The 13,220-nt window shown below is 58.9% G+C and carries 10 protein-coding genes; 4 read left to right on the top strand and 6 right to left on the bottom strand.

Annotation, left to right across the window (positions count from 1 at the left end; genetic code table 11):
• Window positions 1-64: 64 nt before the first annotated feature.
• The 4 genes from JFC13_RS17445 to JFC13_RS17430 all read left to right on the top strand — a co-directional run bounded on the left by JFC13_RS17445 (window position 65) and on the right by JFC13_RS17430 (window position 4,833).
• Window positions 65-1,609, top strand: coding sequence for a multicopper oxidase family protein (locus tag JFC13_RS17445; protein ID WP_198398323.1), 1,545 nt, complete (start codon window positions 65-67; stop codon window positions 1,607-1,609).
• A gap of 181 nt (window positions 1,610-1,790) precedes the next feature.
• Entirely contained in the window at window positions 1,791-2,420 is a 630-nt protein-coding gene (locus tag JFC13_RS17440) for a TlpA family protein disulfide reductase (RefSeq protein WP_198398322.1), read from the top strand.
• A complete protein-coding gene (locus tag JFC13_RS17435) occupies window positions 2,417-3,193 on the top strand; it encodes a cytochrome c biogenesis CcdA family protein (protein ID WP_198398321.1) in 777 nt (258 codons plus the stop codon). The genes JFC13_RS17440 and JFC13_RS17435 overlap by 4 nt, the downstream gene beginning before the upstream one ends.
• Before the next feature lie 320 nt (window positions 3,194-3,513).
• Window positions 3,514-4,833, top strand: coding sequence for an AAA family ATPase (locus tag JFC13_RS17430; protein WP_198398320.1), 1,320 nt, complete (start codon window positions 3,514-3,516; stop codon window positions 4,831-4,833).
• A gap of 208 nt (window positions 4,834-5,041) precedes the next feature.
• Here the strand turns inward: JFC13_RS17430 and JFC13_RS17425 are convergent, their stop codons facing one another.
• The 6 genes from JFC13_RS17425 to JFC13_RS17400 form a co-directional block, all read right to left on the bottom strand.
• Window positions 5,042-5,587, bottom strand: a complete 546-nt coding sequence (locus JFC13_RS17425) for a hypothetical protein (protein WP_198398319.1) — start codon at window positions 5,585-5,587, stop codon at window positions 5,042-5,044.
• Window positions 5,588-5,601: 14 nt separating this feature from the next.
• Entirely contained in the window at window positions 5,602-7,845 is a 2,244-nt protein-coding gene (locus JFC13_RS17420) for a DEAD/DEAH box helicase (protein ID WP_198398318.1), read from the bottom strand.
• Window positions 7,842-10,316 (bottom strand): ATP-dependent DNA helicase, encoded by a 2,475-nt coding sequence (locus tag JFC13_RS19955; RefSeq protein ID WP_198398317.1) that lies wholly within the window; start codon window positions 10,314-10,316, stop codon window positions 7,842-7,844. Before JFC13_RS19955 ends, JFC13_RS17420 begins: the two co-directional genes overlap by 4 nt.
• A gap of 96 nt (window positions 10,317-10,412) precedes the next feature.
• Complete coding sequence (locus tag JFC13_RS17410; RefSeq protein WP_198398316.1) at window positions 10,413-11,564, bottom strand: hypothetical protein; 1,152 nt, start codon at window positions 11,562-11,564, stop codon at window positions 10,413-10,415.
• A gap of 46 nt (window positions 11,565-11,610) precedes the next feature.
• Window positions 11,611-12,003: a hypothetical protein gene (locus JFC13_RS17405; protein ID WP_198398315.1), complete on the bottom strand. Its 393-nt coding sequence runs from the start codon at window positions 12,001-12,003 to the stop codon at window positions 11,611-11,613.
• Window positions 12,000-12,926 (bottom strand): hypothetical protein, encoded by a 927-nt coding sequence (locus JFC13_RS17400; protein WP_198398314.1) that lies wholly within the window; start codon window positions 12,924-12,926, stop codon window positions 12,000-12,002. Before JFC13_RS17400 ends, JFC13_RS17405 begins: the two co-directional genes overlap by 4 nt.
• Between the last annotated feature and the right edge of the window lie 294 nt (window positions 12,927-13,220).

The following is a 13,220-nucleotide window of genomic DNA, read 5'->3' as shown; positions in this document are numbered from 1 at the left end:
CACCACTGTGCTCTATCGGGCATAGCTCACGAGCCGGGTCGTTAGTGCCTGGGAAAGAAGAAATATGAATAAATCAACTGCGCCTTTCGAAGTGAACCGACGTTCTGTCCTGGGGTTCTCCGTCGTGACCGCTGCTACGGCTGCACTTGCCGCCTGTACCCCCACCAAACCAGGGGCCGGGAACGCTTCAGTGACGCGGATCCTGCCGACCGACCCGCTCGTTGCACAGACTGAAGCGAATCGGGTCGCCACCGGCAAGACCATTTCGAAGACACTGACCACAAGCCCTGTATCAGCGACCATTGCCGGCAAGAAGACTCCCACCTGGGGCTACAACGGTTCCCTCGTCGCACCCACCCTCCGCGGACAGGTCGGAGACCAACTCGCTGTCACGGTGCAAAACGATCTCGACGAATCTACAACCATCCACTGGCACGGCCTGGCGTTGCGCAACAATGCCGACGGTGTACCGAAAGTGTCTCAGAAAGCCATCGGAGCAGGTCAAGACTACGACTACACTTTCAAGCTTCCTCACCCAGGTACTTACTGGTACCACTCCCACTTAGAAATGCAGCGAGAACGCGCCCTATACGGCGCTCTGATCATCGAGGACCCGCAGGAAACCCTCGAATACGACAAGGATTGGGTCATCGTGCTCGATGACTGGCTCGACGGCGTCAGCGCTACTCCGGACGAAGTCTTAAAAGAGGTTTCCAAGGGAATGGGTAGCATGGAAGGCATGGGCCACGATGACGGCGGACCCATGAAAATGGGGAATCTGCTGATGGGAGCTACCAGCGATTTCCTGGGCGGCGATGCCGGTGACATCGCCTACCCCCTGCACCTCTTTAATGGGCAGGACACCAAGGACCCGGAGACGTTCAAGGCTAAACCCGGGGAACGGATCCGTTTACGCATTATCAACGCCTCTGCGGATACTGCCTACCGTGTTGGAGTTCCTAACCAGCAGCTCAGCGTGACTCATACAGATGGCTTTCCAGTCAAACATGTGAAAGCCGACGCGGTCGTGGTCGGTATGGGTGAGCGCATTGACGCGATTCTGGTCGCCAAAGAGGGCTACACGCCCCTGATTGCCTTGGCCGAAGGCAAGAATCAGATGACCTACGGGCTGCTCTCCACCGGAATCGGCGACGCTCCGTCTGCTGACAAGCTCCCCAGGAAGCTGGAAGGCAAAGTTGTCGACGGAGGTCAACTGGCGGCCGATCCGTCAGTGAACCTGCCCTCGAAAACGGTGGACCGCACTCACGAACTGCGCCTGACCGGTGGAATGGAAAAGTTCGACTGGGGTATCAATGGACACCGCTTTGACTTGGCCTCCCCGTACGAGAATGCGTTCGATATCAAGAAGGGCGAGCGGGTGGAAGTGAAATTCGTCAACGACACGCAGATGTGGCACCCAATGCACATTCACGGCCACACTTTCCAAGTCGGCGACGAGGGCGCACGTAAAGACACCGTGATCGTGAGACCTGGGGATACCATGAGCGTTTACTTCGATGCCGACAACCCCGGCCAGTGGCTCACGCACTGTCACAATGCCTACCACGCCGAACGCGGCATGATGGGGGTCTTCTCCTACATCAAGTAGTGGGCGGGCCCCGATTGATGAAGTGCCCAGCCAGACGGGCCCGCTGGGTCGCCTGAACCTTTGCCACTGTGCGACATCTCAGTGAGCTGGGTCCATTCGCCTGAAATTTCAACTAACCTAGTATAGGATTCTACGTAGCGTAGAATCCTATACTTATAATCTTCGTGGTCAAGGAGCCAACGTGCGAAATACGCATGCACAGCAATCTCGAGTCTGTTCCTTCTCTCGTCTGGCTTATGGGAGTGCTGTGGTCGCGATCGTGCTGGCTGCAGTGACTGGGTGCGCGCCCACGAACAAGAGCGCCGACGCATCCGGATCAAACGACCAAGGGTATGTCTCAGGCACGGGAATCATTACTCAAATCCCCGAATCAGAACGCTCAGAAGCTGTGAAGCTGGCAGGACAGACGACAAGCGGGGACTCATTCGACCTCCATGATTGGCACGGCAGCCCGGTCGTCTTGAACTTGTGGTACGCAGCTTGCCCGCCGTGTCGAGAAGAGGCACCAGACCTTCAGAAAAGCTACGAGTCATTCCGCGAGGAGAGAGTGCGATTTCTTGGAATTAATGTCCGAGATCAAGCTGCCGCGTCTGATGCCTTTACTCGACACTTCGGCATCACTTACCCCTCCATGCTCGACAACGAAGGTCGGGCAGTGTCAGCGTTGAGCGGTCTTCTGCCTCCCCAAGCTGTGCCGTCGACGGTAGTTCTGGACTCAAATGGCCGCCCCGCCGCTCGTGTCGTTGGCATTGTCGACCGTTCAACTCTCGACGGGCTCATTACGGATGTCCTCGACGAAGAGACGAGATGACTATGGCGACAATTGGTGAGCAGTTCTCTCAGATAGCAAGCTCGGGCCCCATGTTGTTGGCAGTTCCGATTGCTGCGGTTGCCGGGGTGATCTCTTTCCTGTCCCCGTGCGTGCTGCCTCTGGTTCCCGGCTATCTTGGCTATGTCACTGGACTTGCAGGTAAGTCTCTTGAAGACCAGAAGACTTTCCGCGTGCTCGTTGGCGTGTTTTTGTTCATGCTCGGCTTTTCGGCGGTGTTCGTCACAATTGGACTCGTCTTTTCTCTCACTGGAATACTTCTCAGCGCCTGGGCGGACGTAATCAATCGCATCATGGGCGCGATCGTCATCATCGCCGGGATCATTTTCATGGGCGGGTTGAGTTTTCTGCAGCGAGAGTGGCGTATCAAGAGTCGCCCTCAGGCGGGACTGTGGGGGGCACCGCTTCTCGGGGGTGCTTTCGCGTTCAGTTGGGCACCGTGCATGGGCCCGACGCTAGCCGCAGTGCTTGCATTGACGACCAGTTTTGGACCGACCGGAACCGATGCCCTGCTTCGAGGCACCATACTGACGTTGAGCTACTGCCTGGGCCTTGGCATTCCCTTCCTGCTTGTTTCTCTCCTGTTGATCAGAGGCGGGGGCCGCATGAGATGGGTCAAAGACCATCATGTCGCAATCACCCGTGCAGGAGGCGTCGTCCTGATCGGAATAGGAATACTCCTGATCACCGGAGTATGGACTCAATGGGTGAATGGACTGCAAGGACTCGTTGGCGGATTCACCACGGTGGTCTGAAAAGCTCATCACACCGCAAGCTCACTCCGAAACGAAGGGAACAATCCAAGATCTGGTGGCATCGACCATGGTCTGTATTCAGAGAAACTGAGAGAATATGCACTTTGCCGATTACATTCAGTGTCAAGCAGCAGCCGGGTGGTCACGACTAGTCATTTCTGACTGATTGGCGGAACTTAACAAGCTCGTGGCTCCAACAGTTCAGTAGATCGATCAACAATTCACCGTGCCGTACGAGTCCGCGCCAAAAACGAAAGGATGCTTTGGAGGGCCCCGTTGTGACCGTCGAGCCACTGTCTCGTCCCACGACAGTGGTGAGTATGACGGGATTATCACTCAAAGACATCGGCTTGACACCCTCGGTTGCGGTCAAGGAATCGACAACCGACGATCAGCCTAACCAGCAGAAGAAATCCACCAAGAAGCCGCTGATCGGGCCTATGCCTATTGAACCCGGCTCAGTCTTTGCCCACGCCCTCTACAACGTTTGGAAGGGCACCCGCACCACTATCATCAAGTCACCTCCCGGTGCTGGCAAGTCCACTCTTGTCGCCAGGCTGGCCTATTACCTCCACTCCGAGCTGCCGACCCTGCCAGTGACAGTGGTGACTCCAACCAATGGCTCCGGTCAGGCACTCATCACTCGTATCGCCGAGGCGTTCGGCTCCGATGCCGTGGTCGCCGCATCGTCGAAAATCATGCCAGAGGCCTGGTCTGAGCGCGTCGGATTCGGCAGTGCACTGGGCACCGGCGCAATTGCCGTGCAGACCATCGCATCGGCCGGAATGAGCCGGAAGAACACGGAAAAGGGCGACGGTGGACTCTATATCGTCGACGAGGCCTACCAGTCCTCGTTCTCAGACACCATTGCCGCAATCGACAAGGCAGACCAGGTACTCTTCGTCGGCGACCCAGGCCAGATCGGTCCAGTCGTCACTGTCGATACCAAAGTCTTTGACCGTGCTCACACTCCCCCGCACATTCCGGCACCAATCGCCTTTGAGCGTGACCTTGAGGCAGTCGTTCTGTCGTTGGACCACACCTACCGACTTGGCCAGACCACGACTGACATCATCCAGCACTTCTACGACTTCCCATTCGATTCCAGGCGGTCAGAGAAGTACGTCGAGGGCCACGCCGAGGTAGAGACTTCCGTTGTCGCCACCGCGCCGGTCGCCCACGATCCAGACCTCCTCGATGAAGTCTGCGACAAGGTCGTCGAGCTTTTGAGAAGGAAGTACGTTCAAGTCGACGAAGAAGGAAACGTCGAAGACATGTATCTCGCCGGTCGCCACATGGCCGTAGTGGTCGCCCATAATGCACAGCGGTCCTATATCGAGTCTCGGTTGGCCGGGTTGCTCGACCCCTACGACAGCGCCTCGATCACTGTTGGTACTGCTGACAGCCTCCAAGGCGGCCAATGGCTTGCCGTGGTCGCTCTTGATCCGTTTGCCGGTGTCAAGGCAGTCACCAACCACCATTCTTCACCGGGTCGCCTGTGTGTGATGCTCTCCCGCCACACCGCGCATCTGTCGTTCATCACATGTGAGGATTGGAAGCTGTCGATTGCATCCGCCGATGTCTCCGGGTCCGAGCGCGAAGCTCATCGGAAAGTGCGACGGATGCTCATCAATGCCTGAACCCAATGAGCAGTAGAAAAGGCCGACCAGCATATTTGCCGGTCGGCCTTTTCGTTGTCACCAGCTTGATGCGGCGAAATGAACATCTCCATGCATTCGAATCAATGGGGTCAACTAGTTCGTTATCTGACCGATTAGATCGTTGACTATCCAATATTTGAGTGTCTGGCGCTCACTGCTCACCCCACCGTCTCAGGCTGGTAGTCCATCATTCTTCAACATCGGCGTCCATCGCCCAAATCTCGTCGTCTTCACCTGTCTTTGCACTGGTCCACACCTCGGTATCCACGTCCTGCCCTGGCGTGCTCACCGGTGTCATCTCAGTCGGATCGTCCTCGCTCGGATCGGCGGGGGCCGGCGTCTGACCCTTCGGCACGAGAGTAGCCTTCTTCGATTTGTGGATCGTCTTCTCGCCACAGTCCAAGCTCATGCGGCACCTGGACCCATAGTCGTTGGCCGAATAGCAGTGTTCTCCACACGACGAGCAGTAGATGAGGTGGACCAGCGGGGCTGCCGTGAGCGGTGCGAGCACGGCCGAGTGCTTGGCCATGGCTTCCATCTGCCAATCTGTGAGCAGTGTTTTACGGATACCCTGAACTGCATTACTATCCCCGCGCTCAAGTGACCGATTGAGGTCAGGCAACGACTTGGCCTTTGTCCGGGACAGCAGAGTCAGCACGACTCCGGCGATGCGGATGACCTCGGGGCCCTCATCTGCCGTGGCAATGTACTGAGCCGATTTCAGGAAGTCCATATCCCTTCTATGCCTCAACTAGCTAGCTCAGTCGCGCGTTCGGCCCGCCATTGGGCGAGCTTGCCCTTCTTCTCCCCGATGATCGCTTGGCCAACGACATCGACGATGATGTCCGTCAGCGACATGGCGACACCTTGAGTGCCGGTGGTGACCATGTTGTCGCCTCCGACCACCACGTCCTCGAGTATCGAGCCCTTCGTCTCCAGAGAGGCGTGAAGTCGTTCGTCGAGGGTGTCGACGGCTGCATATGCGGTGACGATGACGGGACGGGTCTGACCGATACGAGCCGAGCGATCCTCGGCCTGCGAGATCTGCGGCGGCCGCCAGTCGGTTTCAGCAAAAATCATGTCCGACGACCGGGTCAGTGTGATGGCGGTGTTGGCCGCGGTGATCGAGGCAATGAGCACTCCGACTCCCCCAGCCTGGAAGGAGTCAATGATGTCGTCGCGTTCGTCGTGTCCTGTCTTTCCACTGATGAGGCGGACGTCTGCAACCTTCTCGGCTGCCAGCTTGTCCAAGATGGCCTCGGCGACATCTTTGTGATGAACCCAGGTGATGAGTGGCCGGTCGTATGCGGCGTCGGCGGCGTCGGAAGTCGATTCCAAATGTTCGGTGATGGCCTCGGAAACGATGTCGACCTTGGCCATCCCTGCCGCTCGACGCAGAGGCGATGAAAGGCTGATGGGGTCAGGCAATTCAGCCATAAGAGCTTCGACGCTGGGCCACCGACCTTTGGTCTCGTGGAACTCGGCAGCGACCTCGCCGATCTTCATCAGCAGCTCACGGTGGGCCTGTCGGTAGTCACGCATGGGCACATCTACCCACTCGACGCGGCGAGTCTTCTTGGGCAAGAACGGAAGCACATCGCCTTTGGTTCGCCGAACCCACACGTGCGCATCGAGGATACGGCCAAGCTGCGGAAGCTTCTTCTTCACAGGCATGAACGCATTGAACCGGTTGCGGGAGCAGTATTCGTTGAGGAAGGCATCTTTGCCACCGAAGACCGGAGTCAGGTGGCCCGTGATCTCAAGCTGGTTGGCCAACTGGTCTGGGGATCCATCGAGCGGGGTGCCGGAGAGGCCGATCGTGAGCTTCTGGGTGGCATAGGAGAGTCTGCGCACCGCCGTCGACTTCCCTGCCCCCCACGTCTTCTGCCTGTGGATCTCATCGACGATGAGCACTTCAGGCGACCACTTCTGCAAATCGGATAGCACTTGCGGGCGTGAGCGGAGCATGTCGTCTGAGACGATGACGATTCCCGCTTCGGGGAAGTCTTTGACCTTGCGGCTGGACACGATTTTGTTGATCGGCAAACTGTCGAGCTCACCGTCGTCACCATGGATTGGGAACCGGGCGGCAGTAAATCCACCGTCGGCCTTAGCCCGACCGGGTTCGATCACTGTGACCTCCCTGTCGATGGCGCCGGCACAAGCATGGGCCAGACCTGAGAACGTAGTCTCGCGTTCCCAATTGGTCAGGGATACGGGAGGGCCCACGACAACGACTCGAGACGGCTTGATGATGGCAGCTGCGGCCAGCGCAGACCTGGTCTTACCCAATCCGGGTTCATCCGCGATATATCCTTGCCCAGATGCGGCCGCCAGGGCACCGAGGCGCTGATAAGCGAAGAGGTCGAGTCCGAACCATTCAGGTACATCACCGACGTGAGCGATGAGTTCATTCATGTGTTCGCCGGCTTCTGCTGAGTCTTTGGCGGACGCCAGGACAGTCACCGAACCGGCCACGGCCTCTTCGACTCGCACACGGCCTTTAGCCTCTCGGGCGGCCTCGATGGTCTCGTCGTCGAAGTCGATTCCTTCGACGGGCTCCCCTGCGCGCAGAATGTCTGCCACGGGGATAGTGAAGCGCTGCCTCTGTCGGTCCCAGGACGCCGAGAGCCCGAGTAAAGCCAGGGTGGGCTCGTAGCCGAGAAGTCGTGGTCGAATGAAGACTTCGCGCTCATTCTTGGCCAACTTGCTCACCGGTTCGACCAGATCATCGAGGTCGATGATGTCTGCGAACTCGTCATCGCCGAGGTCGATGGTGAACCCGGCGCGGGTGAAGCGTTTCTGTGGGTTGATCCCGGTGCCGGTGACGATCCATTCGCCGTCTTCTGGAGACCACCGACGTGAAGGCATCGACCTGATGAAATCCAGCAGAGAGTGGCCCGGATTCCTCGCGTGGTCGACGTCTCGGTCGAAGGCCGCGTGAAGTTCGGGCTGTCGCAGGGTGCCCTCGATTCTCAGTCGCGGCTTCATGACCGGCTCCGCTGGGCGAACTGGTCGGCCAACCACGACACAGCATCATCGGTCGATGAGAGTTTCGTGCCGAAGGGTTTGATGATCTGTTTGTAGTAGCGGTACGACGGGTTGCGCTTGTTCGTCAGGTCCGACTTCGGAGAGATTCGAGGATCGAGGAGAGCGACCATACCTGTGTCGGAGATCGAGCGAATCAGCCTTCCAGCGGCCTGTTCGAGGAGGACTGCGGCATCGGAGCCGTAGACGTCGTCTTGTTCGAGAAAGCCGGAAACCCCGTCGGAGGAGATGAGATCGGCTCTGGCATTGTCGACAGCGTTCATCGGGGCCCGAGGGATGCGGTCGATGATGACCAGACTCAGAGCGTCACCAGGCACGTCGAGGCCGGTCATCATGCCACGAGTAGCAACGAGGACTGATGACTCATTCGAGGTGAAGTTGTGCCTGAGTACGCTGGCCCCGGCCGAGGACCACTGATCATAGACCGGCACGTCGAGGGCTGACCGCAGCGCGTGAGCATACGCCTTGCCGCCCTCAGCGGAGGTCGCTAGGACGAGGGCAGAGCCACCATTGGAGCGAATGAGCTCAGTCATCGTCTCGATAGACCAGGTTCGGTGCTTGGCGTAGTCGAGCTTCTTGCGCCTGCCGAATCCGCGGCAGAGCTGGTCTGGGTCGACTCCCCCATCGTCGGTTGAGACTCGTGGAGAGAAGAACGCGGAAGCGGCGTAGGCGTCATCGAAGACCGAGGCATAATCGATGACATCGGTATCGAGACCGATATCTCTGGGAAACGTGCCTGGCAGTGTGGCTGAGACGCAGGTGACCGAGAGCGGGTAAGAATTGCCTTGTCGCCAGAAGGGCACGTCTCGGGCGATCTGGTCGTCATCGTCTTCAATGTCACCGCGCTGGGCGTCTTCTGCCGCCTGTGCTGCCAGTTCTGCTGGGTCGGCGGGTTCGTACCCGGTGAAGACTCGTTCGCCCAGGATCTTGGCCACACCGACTGCTGAGGTATTCAGACTCAGGCCCGAGTCGTTTTTGGCGATCCACCGCGCGCGGCCAGGACGATGTTCACCTGCCTGGATGAGCACACTTCGGAGCTCGGCCAGTTGACGAATCGCAGAAGCCAATCGATCAGAGCGACGCAGCTGGACGGGGGACATGGTCTCTGACTTTCCCAGACCGTTCTTCTCTGCCAGGAGCGCGTTCTTTGTCGTCGTTACCCAGGCGTCGAATGATGCGCGGAACCCTTCGGTTGGGTCGGTGTCTTCGTCAATGGTCATCTCGCCGGTGGAATCGCCCATCATCTCGCCCAGGTGTGTGCGCATGAGGTCACGGACGGTTGATGAGGCGTGGACGGCTTTGTCGGCGGCCTCGTCATCGTCGAGGAGCTTGCTCACGGTGCTGGCAAGCTTGCCGATGATCTGTGAGGACACTGCCCCGGAGGCTTGCTTACGGGTGATAGCCGGAAGTTCGTGGGCTTCGTCGATGATGAGATGGTCGATTGGGCCGATGGTCTTGTTCGACACAATCACGGGTGCGTCCACTGCGGCCTGGATCGCCAGGAACGTGTGGTTGGTGACGATCACGTCGGCGTCGGCGGCTCTTTGCCGTGAGATGTTGGGTGGGCAGATCGCGGCCAGTGGGCAGGTGGCCGGGCAATCCGTACGCTGCTGGGTGGCTGAGAGCTTCACCGGTGTCGGCAGGGCGTGTGGGTAGTCGGAGAGGTCGTGGACGTTGGGTCCGCTCGTGTCCATGCCTGTCGTCGTCGCCCATGTGTAGAACTCACGTGTGGGTGGGTCGAGCAGCCCGTGGGATTCGGTGACGAACTTGGCCATGCGGCCTTTGACGAATGCGGCGAATCCGTCTGAGCTCTCGGCCTCTTCGTCGTTGGTCAGTGGTGCTGTCAGGCGTTCGATGCCGTCGACGACGGTGGAATGTTTGGTCGACGCCGCGGTGTCGATGGCATCGGTGACTGAGAGCATGAGCGAGCGAGGGCACACATAGTTGCTGAAGCCCTTGAGTACGGTGACATCGGTCGTGTCATAGCCGCCCTGGTCGAGGGCGGCGTTGATATGTGGCGCGTCTTGGTCAACGATCTGACGCTGTAGGGCGAGGTCCTTCGTCGACACAACCGTGCGGTGGCCGTACTTGGCGGCATGGAACATTGCTGGCGCCAAGTAGCCCAGGGACTTGCCCGTGCCGGTTTTGGCTCGCCCCAGGAGTGCGGGCTGTGGCGCAGTCCCTGTTACAGCGGTAGAGCGATTGGTGATCGAGGTCGACATTACGTCGGCCACATCATCGCAAAGATCCTGCTGGCCGCGCCTCGGGCTCCCTTTGGCCCCGAGCTTGTGAGAGACGGCGGCAGCGAGGAGGTCACTCGACGAGTCGATCGATCCGGTGCCGACAACAGTGTCCACAGTGGAGTTCACTTGGTGGCTTTGGCTCGGCTTCTCGGTCGCAGTCGTTGTGGCCACGCGCAGCCTCCGTCCTTGCTTCGTTTGGATTTATTGGTCTACTTCTTACTGAGTGCGCCGGTGGGAGTGGCTCATAGCCCACCAGCGCATATGCCCTCAGTGATCGATCGCAGCGGCGAGTTCGATGTGGATGGGCACCTTGCGACTGATCTTGGACACTGGTTCACCGTCTGAGTTCTTGATATTGCCGGGACGTGCCCATCGGGTAGCCGAGGCTTTGCCGATGAAGACCGGGGCCTCAACCGCATATCCGCCGATCTGGCTCAGGCGCATGGCAGGGGTGGAGAGAACCTTCTGGACGATTTCATCTTCGAGACGCATCCGTGACTTGCGGTCGGCATCGAGCCAGATCTCACGAACCTTGGCGCGGTTCATTTTCTCCCCCATGTTCTCGTCAGCGACGATGAGCAGCGACCGGTCGACTTTGGTCTTCAACGGACCCTCGACGATGAAGCTCTGCTGATCCGGACCTGCCTCAATGCGGGTCGTGGCACCGGTCAGAACTGAGCGCTCACGCAGGATCGGGTCAAGGTGGGTCAGAACGTTGTCGAGGCCTCCGAGGAAGTTCAGCTGGCGGTAGCAGCCGACATTCGATCGGAACCACGCCGAGCCGAGCAAGTAGGCTTCGGCTTTGAGACGGTCCTGGTAGAACTTCTTCAAGTAACCTGCACGTGCTTCGATGGGTGAGATGGCTAGTTCCATGAGTTCGAACCACCCAGCCTTCGAGTTCTCGACGTCGAAGGCCTCACACCAGAAGTCGATGGACTCGACTGGGGCATCTTCGGGAGTCCAGAATCGTTCGTAGAGCAGATCGGTCAGGACGCAGATGCGCGAGGAAAACTTGTAGGCCGCCAACATCTCAAACTGTCGCTTCGTCCCGCCTGGCAATTTCTCAGATTCGGCCACGCTGGACTTGATCGCATTGAAGACTCGACGGTCCAGGCACACGATGGACTGATCGGCAGGCGGGTACGGGTTCTTTCGATCCGCATCGGTGACTTCTTCGTGGATGAAGTCAGTCGACAGGGTTGAGGCGATGACTGTGCTGGTGACGGTTCTAGGTCGTTCGTCGGGAGCCGAGGACATTCTCACCGACCGCCCGGTCGCCGAAGGGAACGCGATGAACATCTTCTCCCTGCGCAGGCCCGGCACACAATCACGACGCACCGGCAGTCCGATCGCCGAAGGATCGTTGAGGTCTTTTGTGGACTGCTTACGCTGCTTGGCATCGAATGTCTCGGCTGTCATTACGGCTCCCATGGGGTGTTTCCTCTCTCGCATGTGTCTGTGGCGTCTACTTCCTCTTGTGGTGGGCTGTCGTAGTGGCTCCCGGATCTGTCGTGTCATAGCGCGAGCCATCACGGTAGTGGCGGTTCATGGCCCAGACATCGGCGATGATGAGGGCGAGCATCGATACTGCCGGATGGATCCACATGATGATCAGGGCAATGACCACCCACCGATACCAGTGGGCGAAGTCAGCGAAGATCCACATGGCGAGGATGCCGGGGACGACCAGGGCCACGGCGAGACTGATGTCGTAAGGGGTGGTGGGAACCATCGACGCGGAGAGGACGTGGAGGCACGCGACGACTCCAAATACTGTCCATCTCAGTAACGGTGAGCCCATGGCCACAGTGAATGTCTTGGCGACGGATGTCGCGATTCGGGTGATGAACGTTTTCATGCGGCGAAGGCTCCTTGGGTACGCAGATGGTTGACCAGGAGGGTGTATCCGGCCTGGTCGATGTCGGTCTCGTCTTGGGCTGACAGCGGGGTGGTCATGAGGGCTGAGGCGACGATATGGCGCACGACTTCGGGTTTGGGTGATCCGGCGACAGCGAATGCTCGTAGCATTTTCACTGTCTGGCGAACTCGGGTCTCTTCGACGCTCGTGCGCGATAGGAAGCGAACGCTCGGTGCGATGGCTGAGACCATCGAGCGCAGTTGCCTCGCGCGTTCGTTCCCGCGCTTGGGCGTGAGCGTGGAAAACCATTTGCCGAGACGAAAGCCCACGAATCTATCGTCGATGGGTACCTCGACTCGATCAGGGTGACGATCTCGCCACGACTGGTAGAGGTTCAAATACTGGGCGTCCGAGATTCCATCGAGGCGGAACGGCTCCTGAGAGGGGGCCGCCTCGGCAGTCGGAGGACTCTGTTCGGTGCTATTCGCCTTCAGTCCCGCCCCACCAGCGCGGAAGAACCGGTGTTCGCTGAGTCTGGTCACGCCAAGAACTTCTTTGACGATTGATTTGCGACGATCGGTGTCGACGCTGAGTGAGTCGGAGAATGCGTCGATGAAACCTGATAGAGGGAAGCCATCGTCACAGACATGGCGAGCACCGATAGTTGCCTTGGCACCTGCATGAGCTTTGATATGGATCAGGCCATCGATGAATTGCTGCTCACGAAGATCGGAGATCCCAGCGGCAGCCACATATGCCTCGCGCTCGGAGTCACTCAGGGCTCCCTTGGCAACACGAGTCTGGACGACGTGAACCCACAACCCCAGAGGCAAGCCGTCGCCGTCGACGAATGTCCGTGGCACCGACTGGACTCCCGCTGAGCGTGCTGCCTTGAGGCTGGCAAGTCCTTGCCGGAAACTCACGCGAGCAGGCTGGAGCACTCGGATGATCGACTGGCCGCCAAAGCTCGACAGATAAGTCAGGAATCGTGCGTGATTAGGACAGCGTGTTGTGTTCATACTCGCCCCAGAGGTGGGCGCCGCCCATGGCTCAGCAGCCGCGCTTCTCCAGCCTCTCTGGTGGTGGTTACTACGGGGCCTGACTACCGTTACTTCGTGTTGCTACGGGACCGGTAGTAGCGGTTTTTACTCGTTTGCCAAGGTCAGGTGGGCTGTTTTGTGACTGGATCGGTCATTACTACATTACTCACGAACCTA

The sequence above is a fragment of the Brevibacterium antiquum genome (assembly GCF_016107655.1).
In the GTDB taxonomy this organism is placed as follows: Bacteria; Actinomycetota; Actinomycetes; order Actinomycetales; family Brevibacteriaceae; genus Brevibacterium; species Brevibacterium antiquum.
Note: the sequence above shows the minus strand (reverse complement) of the source record. Positions and strands in the feature narration are given on the sequence as shown.